Source organism: Streptomyces sp. NPDC021080 (genome assembly GCF_044333225.1).
Lineage (GTDB): Bacteria > Actinomycetota > Actinomycetes > Streptomycetales > Streptomycetaceae > Streptomyces.
On record NZ_JBIRQM010000011.1, the window covers coordinates 275,742 to 289,319 of the forward strand.

The 13,578-nt window shown below is 71.7% G+C and carries 11 protein-coding genes; 2 read left to right on the plus strand and 9 right to left on the minus strand.

The annotated features are described in order from the left end of the window. Window positions 1-143 precede the first annotated feature (143 nt). Window positions 144-812 carry a hypothetical protein gene (locus tag ACH4S8_RS27325; protein ID WP_398398504.1) on the plus strand — a complete coding sequence of 223 codons (669 nt, stop codon included), beginning with the start codon at window positions 144-146 and terminating at the stop codon, window positions 810-812. Between the two features lie 20 nt (window positions 813-832). Here ACH4S8_RS27325 and ACH4S8_RS27330 read toward each other — a convergent pair whose 3' ends face one another. From ACH4S8_RS27330 to ACH4S8_RS27370, 9 genes are all read right to left on the minus strand, one after another. Then, window positions 833-2,359, minus strand: a complete 1,527-nt coding sequence (locus ACH4S8_RS27330) for an NCS1 family nucleobase:cation symporter-1 (protein WP_398398506.1) — start codon at window positions 2,357-2,359, stop codon at window positions 833-835. Window positions 2,360-2,484: 125 nt separating this feature from the next. Continuing rightward, window positions 2,485-3,507 carry a TIGR03842 family LLM class F420-dependent oxidoreductase gene (locus ACH4S8_RS27335; RefSeq protein WP_398398508.1) on the minus strand — a complete coding sequence of 341 codons (1,023 nt, stop codon included), beginning with the start codon at window positions 3,505-3,507 and terminating at the stop codon, window positions 2,485-2,487. An 18-nt stretch (window positions 3,508-3,525) separates the two neighbouring features. Continuing rightward, complete coding sequence (gene hydA, locus ACH4S8_RS27340; RefSeq protein ID WP_398398510.1) at window positions 3,526-4,926, minus strand: dihydropyrimidinase; 1,401 nt, start codon at window positions 4,924-4,926, stop codon at window positions 3,526-3,528. Between the two features lie 196 nt (window positions 4,927-5,122). Further along, on the minus strand, window positions 5,123-5,965 hold the full coding sequence (locus ACH4S8_RS27345; protein ID WP_398398512.1) for a nitrilase-related carbon-nitrogen hydrolase: 843 nt from the start codon (window positions 5,963-5,965) through the stop codon (window positions 5,123-5,125). A gap of 145 nt (window positions 5,966-6,110) precedes the next feature. Continuing rightward, window positions 6,111-7,667, minus strand: coding sequence for a PucR family transcriptional regulator (locus tag ACH4S8_RS27350; protein ID WP_398398514.1), 1,557 nt, complete (start codon window positions 7,665-7,667; stop codon window positions 6,111-6,113). Between the two features lie 149 nt (window positions 7,668-7,816). Further along, window positions 7,817-9,100: an aspartate aminotransferase family protein gene (locus tag ACH4S8_RS27355; RefSeq protein WP_398398516.1), complete on the minus strand. Its 1,284-nt coding sequence runs from the start codon at window positions 9,098-9,100 to the stop codon at window positions 7,817-7,819. Further along, entirely contained in the window at window positions 9,097-9,939 is an 843-nt protein-coding gene (locus ACH4S8_RS27360; protein ID WP_398398518.1) for a nitrilase-related carbon-nitrogen hydrolase, read from the minus strand. Before ACH4S8_RS27360 ends, ACH4S8_RS27355 begins: the two co-directional genes overlap by 4 nt. A gap of 394 nt (window positions 9,940-10,333) precedes the next feature. Then, entirely contained in the window at window positions 10,334-12,172 is a 1,839-nt protein-coding gene (locus ACH4S8_RS27365) for a hypothetical protein (protein WP_398398520.1), read from the minus strand. Window positions 12,173-12,406: 234 nt separating this feature from the next. Then, on the minus strand, window positions 12,407-12,661 hold the full coding sequence (locus tag ACH4S8_RS27370; protein ID WP_398398522.1) for a helix-turn-helix domain-containing protein: 255 nt from the start codon (window positions 12,659-12,661) through the stop codon (window positions 12,407-12,409). Between the two features lie 32 nt (window positions 12,662-12,693). Between ACH4S8_RS27370 and map the strand changes: the two genes are divergently transcribed. Beyond that, the gene (gene map / locus ACH4S8_RS27375) at window positions 12,694-13,461 is read left to right on the plus strand and encodes a type I methionyl aminopeptidase (RefSeq protein ID WP_398398524.1); all 768 of its coding nucleotides are present in this window, start codon (window positions 12,694-12,696) and stop codon (window positions 13,459-13,461) included. Window positions 13,462-13,578: the final 117 nt, after the last annotated feature.

The following is a 13,578-nucleotide window of genomic DNA, read 5'->3' on the forward strand; positions in this document are numbered from 1 at the left end:
AGTCAATCGACGCCAAGGTGAGTCACTGTCATCACACGGGCATGCCGCCCGTCGGCCCTTCCGCGCCATCGCGTCTCATGTGACACTGGCGTCCCGTCCGCAGTGCGGACTTCCTCCGCACCATCCCCCACGAGAAGTGCGCTTTGGGTTCTCTTCCTCTGCCGCTCGCGCTCGCCGCGCGCCTTTTGCCGGTCGCTCTGCTCGCCTCCGCGGGCTGGGCCCTGGCGACGGGCCCGTCCGAAGCGACCCCCAACGCCGAGGATAAATCGACACAAAAACAGACATCCGACTCACCGTCGGCCCCCTCGGCCTCCGCTGCCGTGAAGACGTTCGCCGCGTCGCCCGCCCCGTGCGGCGGCATCCAGGTCGCGACGATCAAGTCCCTGGTGCCCGGCGCCAAGACGGCCGGCCAGGAGATCGCGTCGACCGACAAGGCGGTGCGCCGCACCTGCTCGTGGAACGCCCTGAAGGGCTTCGACTACCGCTGGCTCGACGTCTCGTACGAGATCAAGGACTCGAACGCCGCGGCGGAGAAGGCCTACAAGGAGCGTGTCGCCGACAAGAGCGGCGGCGGAGCCGTGCCGGGTGTCGGCGACGAGGCCTACTCCGTGGTCAATCTCAGCACGGAGGACAAGCAGGAGACCCGTGAGGGCGTGGTGATCGTCCGGGCGTCCAACGCGCTGGTGGTCGTCACCTACAACGGCAGCGACTTCGAGACCAAGAAGGCGCCCGGCACCGACGAGATCAACAAGGGCGCCATCAAGGCGGCCAAGGACGCGACGGCGGCGCTGAAGGGCGGCCAGAAGAGCTGACCGCCCTCCGCCCACCGCGGTCAGGCCGCGGCCGCGGCCTTCCCGCGTGACAGCATCAGGGCCACGTACAGCAGCATCGACGTGCCGAGGCCGACCGCCCACCCGTAGTCGGCGAGCGATTGCAGCGCCGGGATCGGCCGTCCGTCGACCAGGGGATGGAAGTCCGCGCCGCCGACGGCCAGGACGCCGCCGGTGGCGAAGGCGACCACGGCCCGCCAGTTCCAGCCGCCGTCGTACCAGTACCGGCCGCCCGTACGGTAGAGATCGGCGAGGTCGAGTCTGGTGCGGCGCAGGATCCAGTAGTCGGCGATGAGGATGCCGGCGACCGTCCCCAGCAGACCGCCGACCAGGCCCAGCCAGGTGAAGATGTAGCCCTGGGGGTCGGAGTACAGCTTCCACGGGAAGATCAGCACGCCGAGGACACAGGTGGCGAGCGCGCCGGTCCGGAAGTTGATCTTCCGTGGGGCGATGTTGGAGAAGTCGAAGGCCGGGGAGACCAGGTTGGCCGCGATGTTCACGGACAGCGTCGCGACCAGCACGGTGACCAGTGCGAAGACGATGCCGACGACGCTGTCGGTCTTCGCGGCCAGCTGGACCGGGTCCCAGATCGCCTTGCCGTAGACGGCCTGCGAACCCGAGGTGACCATGACGGACAGGAAGGCGAAGAGCGTCATGGTGGTGGGCAGCCCCAGGGCCTGCCCGACCGTCTGCGCCTTCTGGCTCCTGCCGTAGCGGGTGAAGTCCGGGATGTTCAGCGACAGGGTGGACCAGAAGCCGATCATGCCCATGAGCGAGGGCCAGAACAGCTTCCAGAAGTCTCCGCCCCAGCCGAGCTTCGACGGCTGGTCGAGCAGCGGTCCGAAGCCGCCGGCCTTGCTGCTCATCCACCACAGCATCACGCCGGCTCCCACGAGCACGAACGGGGCGGCCCAGTTCTCGAACCGGCGGATCGTCTCCATCCCCCGGTAGATGATGGCGACCTGGAGCACCCAGAAGACCGCGAACGACAGCCACATCGTCCACGCGTGGCCGCCGATCTCGGAGGCGTCGGCCCAGCCGTCGCCGAAGAGCTTGCCCGCGAGGAAGTAGATCGCCTCGCCGCCGATCCAGGTCTGGATGCCGAACCAGCCGCAGGCCACCAACGCCCGTACGACAGCGGGGAGATTGGCCCCGCGGACCCCGAAGGAGGCTCGGGCGAAGACCGGGAAGGGGATGCCGTACTTCGGGCCCGCGTGCCCGGTGAGCAGCATGGGGACCAGCACGATCAGGTTGGCCAGCGCGATGGTGAGGACGGCCTGCTTCCAGTCCATGCCGACGGCTATCAGACCCGAAGCCAGCGTCCAGGACGCCGTGTTGTGGGCCATGCCGACCCACAGGGCCGAGAAGTTGTACGTGGTCCAGGTGCGCTTCTCGACCGGGACCGGCAGCAGGTCGTCGTTGGCGTAGGGGCCGGTGGGCGCGGGGGCGTCGGGCGCGATCTCCACCCGGCCGTCGGGGAGGGTGACTTGTCCGGCAGGCGGGCCGCCTGGAGAGACGATTTCTGTCATGAGCAGGCCAATCAATGAGGAGTGACGGGAAAGGCCGTGCGGGGACGACTCGGGGGGTGCGCACAGTGCGCCCTGATCCCCTTCCCGGGACGGCGGGAAGGGGAGGCTGAGGGATCGGCCTTCGGTTACCGCCCGTTGACGCCGGGGATGACCTGCGCCCCGTACGCGTCGATGGTGGCCTCCTGGGCGTCGTGCATGTCGTAGACCGCGAACTGGTCGACGCCCAGCTCACGCAGCGCGTTCAGCTTCTCGATGTGCCGCTCGGCGGGGCCGATCAGACAGAACCGGTCGACGATCTCGTCGGGCACGAACGCGGTGTCGGGGTTGTCGGTGCGTCCGTGATGGGAGTAGTCGTACCCCTCACGGGCCTTGATGTAGTCGGTGAGTTCGTCGGGTACGGCGGCCGAGTGCTCGCCGTACTTGGACACGAGGTCGGCCACGTGGTTGCCCACCATGCCGCCGAACCAGCGGCACTGCTCGCGGGCGTGGGCGAGCGCCTCGGGCGAGTCGTCCTCGGTGATGTACGCGGGCGCCGCCACGCAGATCTTCACCGCGGCCGGGTCGCGCCCGGCCGCGGCCGCCGCGTCCTTGACCGCCTTGACCATGTATTCGGTGAGGTAGAGGTCGGCGAGCTGGAGGATGAAGCCGTCGGCCTCCTCGCCGGTCATCTTCAGCGCCTTCGGGCCGTACGCGGCCATCCAGACCGGCAGTTCGGCGCCCGGCCGGACCCACGGGAACTTGACGACCGTGCCGCCGAGGTCGGCCTCGTCGCCCCGGGCGAGGGCGCGGATGACCTTCATCGCGCCGCTGATCCGGGCCAGCGTGTTGGGCTTGCGCCCGGCGACGCGCATCGCCGAGTCGCCCCGCCCGATGCCGCACACCGTGCGGTTGCCGTACATGTCGTTGAGCGTCGCGAAGGTGGAGGCGGTGACCTCCCAGGTGCGGGTGCCCGGGTTGGTGACCATCGGGCCGACCGTCAACTTCTCGGTGTTGGCGAGGATCTGACTGTAGATCACGAAAGGTTCCTGCCACAGCACGGCCGAGTCGAAGGTCCAGCCGTACGTGAAGCCGTTGGCCTCGGCCCGCTTCATCAGGTCGATGACACGGGAGGCCGGGGGGTCTGTCTGCAGGACGAGTCCGAAGTCCATGGCGCCACTCCTGGTCGCTCAGAGAAGGTACTGACAGGTGGAACGGGGGGTGTAGACGCCGTGGCCCGCGCGTCCGGTGAACTCCCGGTCGGTGATGACCGTTTCGCCACGCGAGAGCACCGTCTCGACCCGTCCGGTGACGCGCCTGCCCTCGTACGCCGAGTAGTCGACGTTCATGTGGTGGGTCTCGGCCGACAGCACCTGCTCGGCGTGCGGGTCGTAGATGACGACGTCGGCGTCGGCGCCGGGGGCGATGGTTCCCTTCTTCGGGTACAGGCCGAACATCCGGGCCGGTGTGGCACAGGCGATCTCGATCCAGCGCCGGCGGGAGATGTGCCCGTCGACGACGGCCTGGTGGAGCAGGTCCATACGGTTCTCGACGCCGGGAAGGCCGTTGGGGATCTTCGAGAAGTCGCCCCGGCCCAGTTCCTTCTGGCCCACGAAGCAGAACGGGCAGTGGTCCGTCGAGACGACCTGGAGGTCGTTGGTGCGCAGGCCGCGCCACAGGGCCGCCTGGTGCTCCTTGGGACGGAGCGGCGTGCTGCACACGTACTTCGCCCCCTCGAAGTCCGGTTCCGCGAGGTTGTCGGTCGACAGGAACAGGTACTGGGGGCAGGTCTCGCCGAAGACGTTCAGGCCCTCGTCACGGGCGCGGGTGAGTTCGGCGACGGCCTCGGTCGCCGAGACGTGCACGACGTAGAGCGGGGCGCCCGCGACCTGGGCGAGCTTGATCGCGCGGTGAGTGGCCTCGGCCTCGAGGAGCGCCTTGCGCACCTCCCCGTGGAAACGCGGGTCGGTCTCGCCCCGGGCCAGCGCCTGTTCGACGAGGACGTCGATCGCGATGCCGTTCTCGGCGTGCATCATGATGAGCCCGCCGTTGTCGGCGGAGCGCTGCATGGCGCGCAGGATCTGGCCGTCGTCGCTGTAGAAGACGCCCGGGTAGGCCATGAACTGCTTGAAGGAGGTGACCCCTTCCTCGACCAGCAGGTCCATCTCCTTGAGCGTCTCCTGGTTCACATCGGAGACGATCATGTGGAAGCCGTAGTCGATGGCGCAGTTGCCGTCGGCCTTGGCGTTCCAGGCGTCGAGTCCCTCGCGCAGGGAGTGGCCGACGCTCTGGACGGCGAAGTCGATGATGGTGGTGGTGCCGCCCCAGGCGGCGGCCCGGGTGCCGGTCTCGAAGGTGTCGGAGGCGAAGGTGCCGCCGAAGGGCAGTTCCATGTGGGTGTGGGCGTCGACGCCGCCCGGGATCACGTACTTGCCGGTGGCGTCTATGGCGCGCTCGGCCGTCCACGACTGGGCCGCGGGTGTGCCCGTCGCGGCGAGGGCGGCGATCCGGCCGTCCTCGATCAGGACGTCGGCGTGGATCTCGTCGGACGCGGTGATGACGAGACCACCCCGGATGACGGTACGGCTCATGCTCCCTCTCCTTCCGGTCGTGCGTGCGCTGAGGGCGTTGTGGGGCTGTCGGGGGCCGGGGCCGGCACGGTGTCCCGGCGAGGAGGCCCGTGGGGCGGTTCGCGGGACGGCGCGTGCCGGGTGCCGTGCCGCGGGTCCGGTGCTCGGATCACCGGACCCGCGGCACGGACGGCCGGCGCGTGCCCCGCTCGGACGGTCAGGGCGCGGTCAGTGGCCCGTACGCGCCCGGGGCGCGGTCGCGGTAGAACTGCCAGCGGTCGCGGACCTCGCGGAGCCGTGCCATGTCCAGGTCGCGGACGACGAGTTCGCTCTCCTTGTCGCTCGCCACCTCGCCGACGAACTGCGCTTCGGGGTCCACGAAGTACGAGGTCCCGTAGAAGTCGTTGTCGCCGTACTCCTCCTGGCCGACCCGGTTGATCGCCCCCACGAAGTACTCGTTGGCGACGGCCGCGGCCGGCTGCTCCAGCTGCCAGAGGTAGCCGGACAGACCGCGTGAGGTGGCCGACGGGTTGAAGACGATCTCGGCACCCGCGAGACCGAGCGCCCGCCAGCCCTCCGGGAAGTGCCGGTCGTAGCAGATGTAGACGCCGATCCGGCCCACGGCCGTGTCGAAGACGGGCCAGCCGGAGTTGCCGGGGCGGAAGTAGAACTTCTCCCAGAATCCCGGAACCTGGGGAATGTGGGTCTTGCGGTACTTGCCCAGGTAGGAGCCGTCGGCGTCGATCACGGCCGCCGTGTTGTACAGGACGCCGGGCTGTTCCTCCTCGTACATCGGCAGTACGAGGACGAGGCCCAGTTCCTTCGCCAGCGCCTGGAAACGCCGGACGACGGGACCCTCGGGGATCTGCTCGGCGTACGCGTAGAACTCTTTGTCCTGGACCTGGCAGAAGTACGGTCCGTAGAACAGCTCCTGGAAGCACAGGACCTGGGCACCCTGCGCGGCCGCGTCGCGGGCCGCCTGCTCGTGGACCTGGATCATCGATTCCTTGTCGCCGGTCCATGCGGTCTGGAAGACGGCGGCGCGGATCACTCTGCTCATCGGGACCTCCGGTCGCTCGGTGTGCGAGGAGACTAGAAAGTCCTGGCAGGTTCTTTGAGTTGCACCGTGTCACGTCCGAAGTGCCGTGCCGTTCCACGGTGTCACCTCCGCGTTCTCCCGTGTTGCGCCTGAGTGGTTCTGTGTTTCACCGCTGTTGCGCGTCGTGCGCGAGCAGGGCGATGTGGACGGAGGCGGCCTGTTCGAAGTCGTCGAGGTCGACGCCGAGGCGCGCCTGTATGACCTCCAGACGGCGGTAGAGCGCGGGCCGGCTGACGTGATGGAGCTGGGCGGTGCGCGACTTGTTGCGGCCGGTGGCGAGATAGGTCCGCAGGACGGGCAGCAGCCGCGGGTCCGCCCGGGGCCCGCAGAGCAGCCCGTCGAGTTCGCGTTCCGCGAAGGACTGGACGTGCGGGTCGTCCCGGAGCAGCCGGACGAGGCCGCGCAGATGGACGTCCCGCAGCCGGACCAGCGCGGGCCGGTCCTCGTCCGCGGGGGTGTCGGCGGCGGCCTCGGCGACATGGAGGGCCTCACGCAGTCCGAAGGGCACGTCGTCCCAGGCGGTACGGGGTGCGGCGGCGGCCACGGTGGCGGGGACCCCGGTCTCGTGCCGCAGCCGCAGGGCGAAGTGTTCGGCCAGTGCCTCCGCGTCCTGGTCGCGCGGGACGCTGAGCAGCAGGGCGGTGGCCCCCTCGGACAGTTCGGCGACAAGCCCTGGCAGCCCCAGCAGCCGCAGCACCCGGTCGAGTCGGGCGGGGTCGCCGCCCCGTACGACGAGCGGCACGAACGTGCGGCGGTTCACCGGGAGTCCGGCGGCCCGCGCCCGGGGCAGGAGCTGGCGGGCCGGTACGACACCGCTCACCAGGTCGGTCAGCAGGCCCTGCGCGGACTCCTCCTCCCAGGAACGGCCGGGGCCGCCGAGCATGCGGTGCAGCACCAGGGCCTCGGCGGCACGGTCGGCGAGCAGCCGTCCGGTCGCCGCGTCGCCCCGGTGACCGCAGAGCACGATGCGGCCCCATCGCTCGCCCCGTCCGCCCAGTTCGGCGCGGATCCATCCGTCGCCCTCGCTGCCTCCCGCCTGCCGGGCGATGCGGTCCCAGTCGCGCAGGACGTCGTCGACGGCGGAGCGCTCTCCGGCGGTGGCGAGGACCCGGTGGGCGAGGTTGGTGACGACGACCGGGCAGGCGGCGTGCACGGCGATCTCGTCGAGCAGGCGCTGGAGCGGGGCGCCGGTGGTGATCAGCCCGGTGAGCGCGGTGCGCACGGCCTCCGAGAGGCTCACGGCCGCGAACTTGTGCCGCACCAGCCGGGACTGGACCTCCTCCGTCAACTCGGCGAAGGGGAAGGGTCGGTGGAGCACCACCATCGGCAGTCCGCAGCGTTCGGCGGCCCGGCGCATCACGTCCGGGGGCGCCGGGAAGGCCCGGCCCAGACCGAGGACGACGGCCGCGGCCTCGGCGCGGTGCAGCGAACGGATGTACTCGGCCTGGGCATCGGGGTCGCCCGCGAGCAACACCCCGGTGGTGAGAACCATTTCGCCGCCGCTGAGCATGACGCCCACGTCGGCGGCCTCGGCGACGTGCACCCAGCGGACGGACCGGTCGAGGTGGCCGGCGCCGGCCACCACCTCGGGCTCTCCGGCGAGCACCCGGTCCAGGGCGAGGACCTGGCGTACCGAGAGGGCGGGTTCCGAGGCGGTGGTCATGGCGGCGTTCCCCTTCGTCCGTGGCTCGGTTCGCCTCCGGAGCGCTGCGGGCGGTCCCGGGGACCCGGCGCGTACCCAGGTCTCCGGGTCTTCGCGCGCCGGCTCTTCGGCACCGCCGCCCCTTCGGCCCACCCGCCCTTGTTCATCTGTTACTGGGCCCGCCTCAGAGCGCGTTCCAGGATCGACGCGCCCTCCTCCGCCTCCGCGACGGTGAGCGAGAGCGGCGGGGCGATGCGCAGCACGCTGGTGTCGTGGCCGCCGCCCTTGCCGATCAGCAGGCCCTCCTCGCGGGCCGCTTCGAGTACCGCCGCGGCTCCTTCGGGGTTCGCCCGGTCGGTGCCGGGCCGGACCAGCTCGATACCGATCATCAGTCCGCGGCCGCGCACCTCGCGTACACCGTCGAACTGCGCGGCGACCGCGCGGAGCCGCTCGATGAGCAGGCCGCCGACGCGCCGGGCGTTGCCCTGGAGGTCGTGTTCGAGGAGATAGCCGAGGTTCGCGAGCCCGGCCGCCATCGTGACCGGTGAACCGCCGAAGGTCGAGATGGAGTTGGAGTCCAGGCAGTTCATGATCTCGGCGCGGGCCACGACCCCGCCGATGGACATGCCGTTGCCGATGCCCTTGGCGAAGGTGAGCATGTCGGGCGGACCGGAGGCGGCGTGGGCCTGCCAGCCCCAGAAGTGCTCGCCGGTGCGGCCCCAGCCGGTCTGCACCTCGTCGGAGATCCACAGGATGCCGTGCTCCGCGAGGACCTCGCGGAAGGCCGCGTACAGACCGTCCGGTGGTGCGGTGAAGCCGCCGACGCCCTGGACCGGTTCGGCGATCAGCGCGGCGGGCGGCCGGACGTGGCCGAGCAGATCCCTGAGGTCCTCGACACAGGCGTCGATGAACGCGGCGTCGTCGAGGCCGGCGTAGGGGCCCCGGGTGCGGACGCCGCCGTGCACGTACAGCGTCTGCAGCGGGGACAGGGAGGTGGGTGACCAGCCCTTGTTGCCGGTGATCCCGACCGCGCTGAACGACCGGCCGTGATAGCTGTTGCGCATGGCGAGGATCTGGTTGCTGCGCCGGTGGGCGGTGGCGAGCAGCAGGGCCGTGTCGTTGGCCTCGGTCCCGGAGGTGGTGAAGAAGACACGGGCGTCGGGGATGCCGGACAACTGGGCGACGCGTTCGGCGAGTTCGACCATCGGCCGGTTGAGGTAGAGCGTCGAGGAGTGGATGATCCGGCCCGCCTGCTCGCTGACGGCCTTCGTCACCTCGGGCAGGGCGTGCGCGGTCATCGTGGTGAGGATGCCGCCGAAGAAGTCGAGGTACTTGTTGCCCTTGGCGTCCCAGACATGGCGGCCCTCGCCATGGGTGATCTCGATCGGGTCCTCGTAGTAGAGGGCGAGCCAGTCCGGCAGGACGGCCTGGTGGCGGGTGTACAGGTCGGTCATGGCTGCACCAGCCCTTCGTAGGCGTCGGGGCGCCGGTCGCGGTAGAACGCCCACTGCTGCCGTACTTCCTCGATGAGGCCGAAGTCCAGGTCGCGGACGATGAGTTCCTCGGCCTTGTCGCTCGCCCGCTCGCCGACGAACCGGCCCCGCGGGTCGACGAAGTACGAGGTTCCGTAGAAGTCGTTGTCGCCGTACTCCTCCTGCCCGACCCGGTTGATCGCGGCGATGAAGTACTCGTTGGCGACGGCCGCCGCGGGCTGCTCCAGCTGCCAGAGGTAGGCGGACAGGCCGCGGGAGGTGGCGGAGGGGTTGTACACGAGCTGGGCGCCGTTCAGGCCGAGCTGGCGCCAGCCCTCGGGGAAGTGCCGGTCGTAGCAGATGTAGACGCCGATCCGGCCGACGGCCGTGTCGAAGACGGGCCAGCCGAGGTTGCCGGGCTTGAAGTAGTACTTCTCCCAGAAGCCCTTCACCTGCGGGATGTGGTGCTTGCGGTACTTGCCGAGGTAGGTGCCGTCGGCGTCGATCACGGCCGCGGTGTTGTAGTAGAAGCCGGACTGCTCGACCTCGAAGACGGGCACGACGATCACCATGCCGGTCTCGCGCGCGAGCTCACACATACGGGTGACGGTCGGCCCCTCGGGGACCGGCTCCGCCCAGGCGTAGTGCTCCGGCTCCTGGACCTGGCAGAAGTAGGGGGCGTTGAAGACTTCCTGGAACCCGATGACCTTGGCACCCTGCCGGGCCGCCTCACGGGCGTGTTCCTCGTGCTTGGCGACCATGGATGCGGTGTCGCCGGTCCAGGTGGCCTGGACCAGGGCGGCACGTACGACGTTGCCCATGAGCTGCTCCTTCGACGGGACGCCAGAGAGCCTCTACGCCCGTAGACAAAGCTGTAGAGGCTCGAAAGTAAGCCCCCCGGACAGCCTTGCCAAGACCATCGTCGTTAACCCGCTGAGTCGATCACGTTTCTGACCCTCCCGGGTGAGTGACGTGGCCGGTGGAGCGGGAGGTGCGGCCGATCGGGGGACCGCGCGGTCGCCGTACGGCGCGGTCTCCGGCGTCCGCGAGCGGGGACGGGTGCGGGGCCGGGGCCCCGGACGGGGTGGGTGCGCCCGGGCGTACGGCCCTTGCCGGGCGAGGTCACGCCGTGAACCCGCCCGGGCAGGAGCGGGCACGGCCGGGTCGTACGGCCCGTTGCCGGGCGAGGGGCGCACGGCCCCCTGCCCGGCGAGGTCACGCCGTGAACCCGGCGACGTGCAACGCGTGGACCAGGTCCCATTGGCAGGTGTCGGACACGCCCTGGGCCGCCCGCAGGAGGAGCGGCACGAGGCGCTCCGGGTCCGCCTCGGCACTGCGTGCGGCTTCCTCCGGGCTGCGGACACGGACGTACGCGTCGAGGAGAGCGGTGATCTCGCGCCCGCGGCCCTCCTCGGCGAGGTCGAGCACGACGGCCCCGATCTCCGGCGCGGGCCGGGTGACGCCCTGGCGCAGCATCCGCCGGGCGTCGGTGCTGCGGCCTGCGGCGGCGAGCACGTCGGCGACGGAGACCACCCGGTCGACGGGCAGCGAGGCCGCCTCCCAGAGCAGGGTGGCCCAGTCCGCGTCGAGGCCGGCCCGGTGCAGTTCGGCGGCGAGCAGGGGGAAGCGTGCCGGGGGCCAGTACGCGGCTTCGGCGAGCAGGACGTGCGCCTCGCCGCTGCGGCCCTCGCTCCGCAGCCGGGTGAGCGTCGCGACGGTGTCCGCCGTGAGCTGTCGCGCCTGCTCGTCCGGCGACTCCGGCTCCGCCGCCGCGTGCGGGAGCGCGGGTTCCTCGGCGGCACCCGCGAACCGTGCGCCGCGGGGCGTGCGCCGGCCCTGCGCCGACGGGGCGGGCAGCACGGGCCCCGTCTGCGGTACGGCCACGGGCACCACGTCCGGCTCCGCCATCCCGGCGAAACGGGCACCGCCCCTGCGGCGCCGCTTGGACCGTTTGGCCGGGTCCTGGCCGGCGCCGGGCGGGGTCCTGTCGTGTGTCGGGGCGGGTGCGGCGGCCCGGTCGTGGGCTCGCCCGCCGCCCGACGTGTGGTCCGTCGGCGGGGACGCGGGGCGGGCGTCCTGGGCCGGGGTGTGGACGGGGCGGGACCGGGGCTCCGCGTGCCGGTCCGGCGTACGGTTCGCCGGTGGGGACCCGGGGTCCCCACCGGTGCCCGGCGCGAGGCCCGTGGGCCGGGCCCCGGGCTCGGCGTGCCCGCCGGGAAAGGGGCCCGCCGCCGAAGCCCGGGACCCGGTCTGCCCGGCGGCCGCCGGACGAGAACCGGGACCTGGTCCGAAGCCGGGAGCCGGCCCACCGCCGGGAGCCGGTCCGAAGCCGGGGGCCGATCCGCCAGAAGCCGATCCGCCACCAGGAGCAGGCCCGAAGCCGGGAGCCGGTCCGCCGCCGGAAGCCGGTCCGAAGCCGGGAGCCGACCCGCCGCCGGAAGCCGGTCCGAAGCCGGGGGCCGGTCCGGTGTCGGGAGCCGGTCCGAAGCCGGGGCCGGCCGCCGGGGGCGGAAAGCCCGGGGCGCCCTGCGCGCGGATGCGCGGGGCGTGGCGGTCGACGTTGTCCATGCGGTGGCGCAGTTCGGCACAGCGGGCGGTGGCTCGTTCGTGATCGTCCTCGGCCCAGGCGAGGTCCAGGCGGATCGCCTCGGCCTCTTCCCGGGTGGCGGCCGAGGGGAGCAGTCCGCCCAGCTCGGCCCGGCGTTCGGCGGCATAGCGCTGTTCGCGGAGCATGACGTCCAGGCGGTCGCCGAGGGCGTCCCTGCCGCCCGGACGAACGTCGTACGCGGCCAGCGAGGCCCCGTGCAGCGCGCGGGCCCGTACCGTCTCCTGGGCGGCGGCGCGCTCCCCGTACTGCGCGAAGACGTCCTGGAGGAGCGCCTCCACGACGTCCCAGGGCGGCACCTCCCGGCCTTCGAGGCACGCGCGCATGCCGGCGGGGTCGCGCTGCCAGAAGATCTCGTACCAGCCGCCGCTCCGGTCGAGCCGCCCCACCAGCCCGTTCAGGTACCGCGCGAACTCCAGTACCTGTTCCGGGAGTTGTCCTACAGTCATCAACGAACTCCCTGCCCGACGTGAGCACTTCGACCCGACAGGTAACACCAGTCGTGTTACGTATCGACTACGGGGAGTTTTCGGTGCGGACGCGGAGGGCTCGCCGAGGGGCGCACCGGCGCAGCCCGCCCGGGCGCATGCTCGGACGTGCGCCCGGCGCGCACCCGGCCGGGCGACTCCGACCCATGAGGCCGCCAGGCCGTCCGACAGGCAGGCCGTCGGGCAGGCCGTCCGTCAGGCCATCGGCATCAGCGCGCACCGCAGGACGAGTTCGTCCATCGAGAGCCCGAGGACCCGCGCCAGCGCTGCGACCGTGAAGAAGGCCGGCGTGGGCGCGCGCCCGGTCTCGATCTTGCGCAGGGTCTCCGCGGAGATCCCCGCCACCCCCGCGACGTCCGCCATGCTGCGGCCGCCGCGGGCCTCGCGCAGCAGCCGACCGAGCCGCTCGCCGCGGTCGCGTTCTTCGGGGGTCAGAGGGGTTCGCACCATGACACCATTCTAATACCGGTATAGTAATTGGCATGGTGGAACTGAAAACCGACAGATCGATCGACGAGATGTACGCGGCCGGCCAGGTCGTGGGCAGGGCACTCACGGCCGCGCGGGAGGCCGCCGACGTGGGCGTCTCACTGCTGGAGCTGGACGAGGTGGCGCACCAGGTCCTGCGCGACGCGGGAGCGACGTCACCCTTCCTCGGCTATCACCCCTCCTTCGCGCCCACACCCTTCCCCGCGGTCATCTGCGCCTCCGTGAACGAGGCGATCGTGCACGGCATCCCGACCGGCTACCGGCTGCGCGACGGCGACCTGGTCTCCATCGACTTCGGCGCCGAACTCGGCGGCTGGGTGGGCGACTCGGCGATCAGCTTCGTCGTGGGCGAGCCGCGCCCCGCCGACGTGCGGCTCGTGGAGACCGCGGAGCGGGCGCTGGCCGCGGGCATCGAGGCGGCCGTCGTCGGCAACCGCATCGGGGACATCGCGCACGCCATCGGCTCGGTGTGCCGGGCGGCGGGGTACGGGATCCCGGACGGGTTCGGCGGCCACGGCATCGGGCGCCGGATGCACGAGGACCCGGGCGTCCCGAACGAGGGCCGCCCCGGGCGCGGGCTGCCGCTGCGGCACGGCATGGTCCTCGCCATCGAGCCGATGCTCATCGGCGGCGGGACGGACGGTTACCACGCGGCCCCCGACGGCTGGACCCTGCGCACGAACGACGGCTCCCGGGCGGCGCACGCGGAGCACACGGTGGCCATCACGGACTCGGGCCCGCGCATCCTGACCGCGCGCTGACCGCCCCGGCACCGACGTGGCGCGGGGGGGGGGGGGGCGCCCCCCCCCCGGCCCCGCGGGGGCGGGGGGGGGGGCCGCCCCCCCCCCCCCGCCCCACGTCGGTGCCGGGTGCGGCCG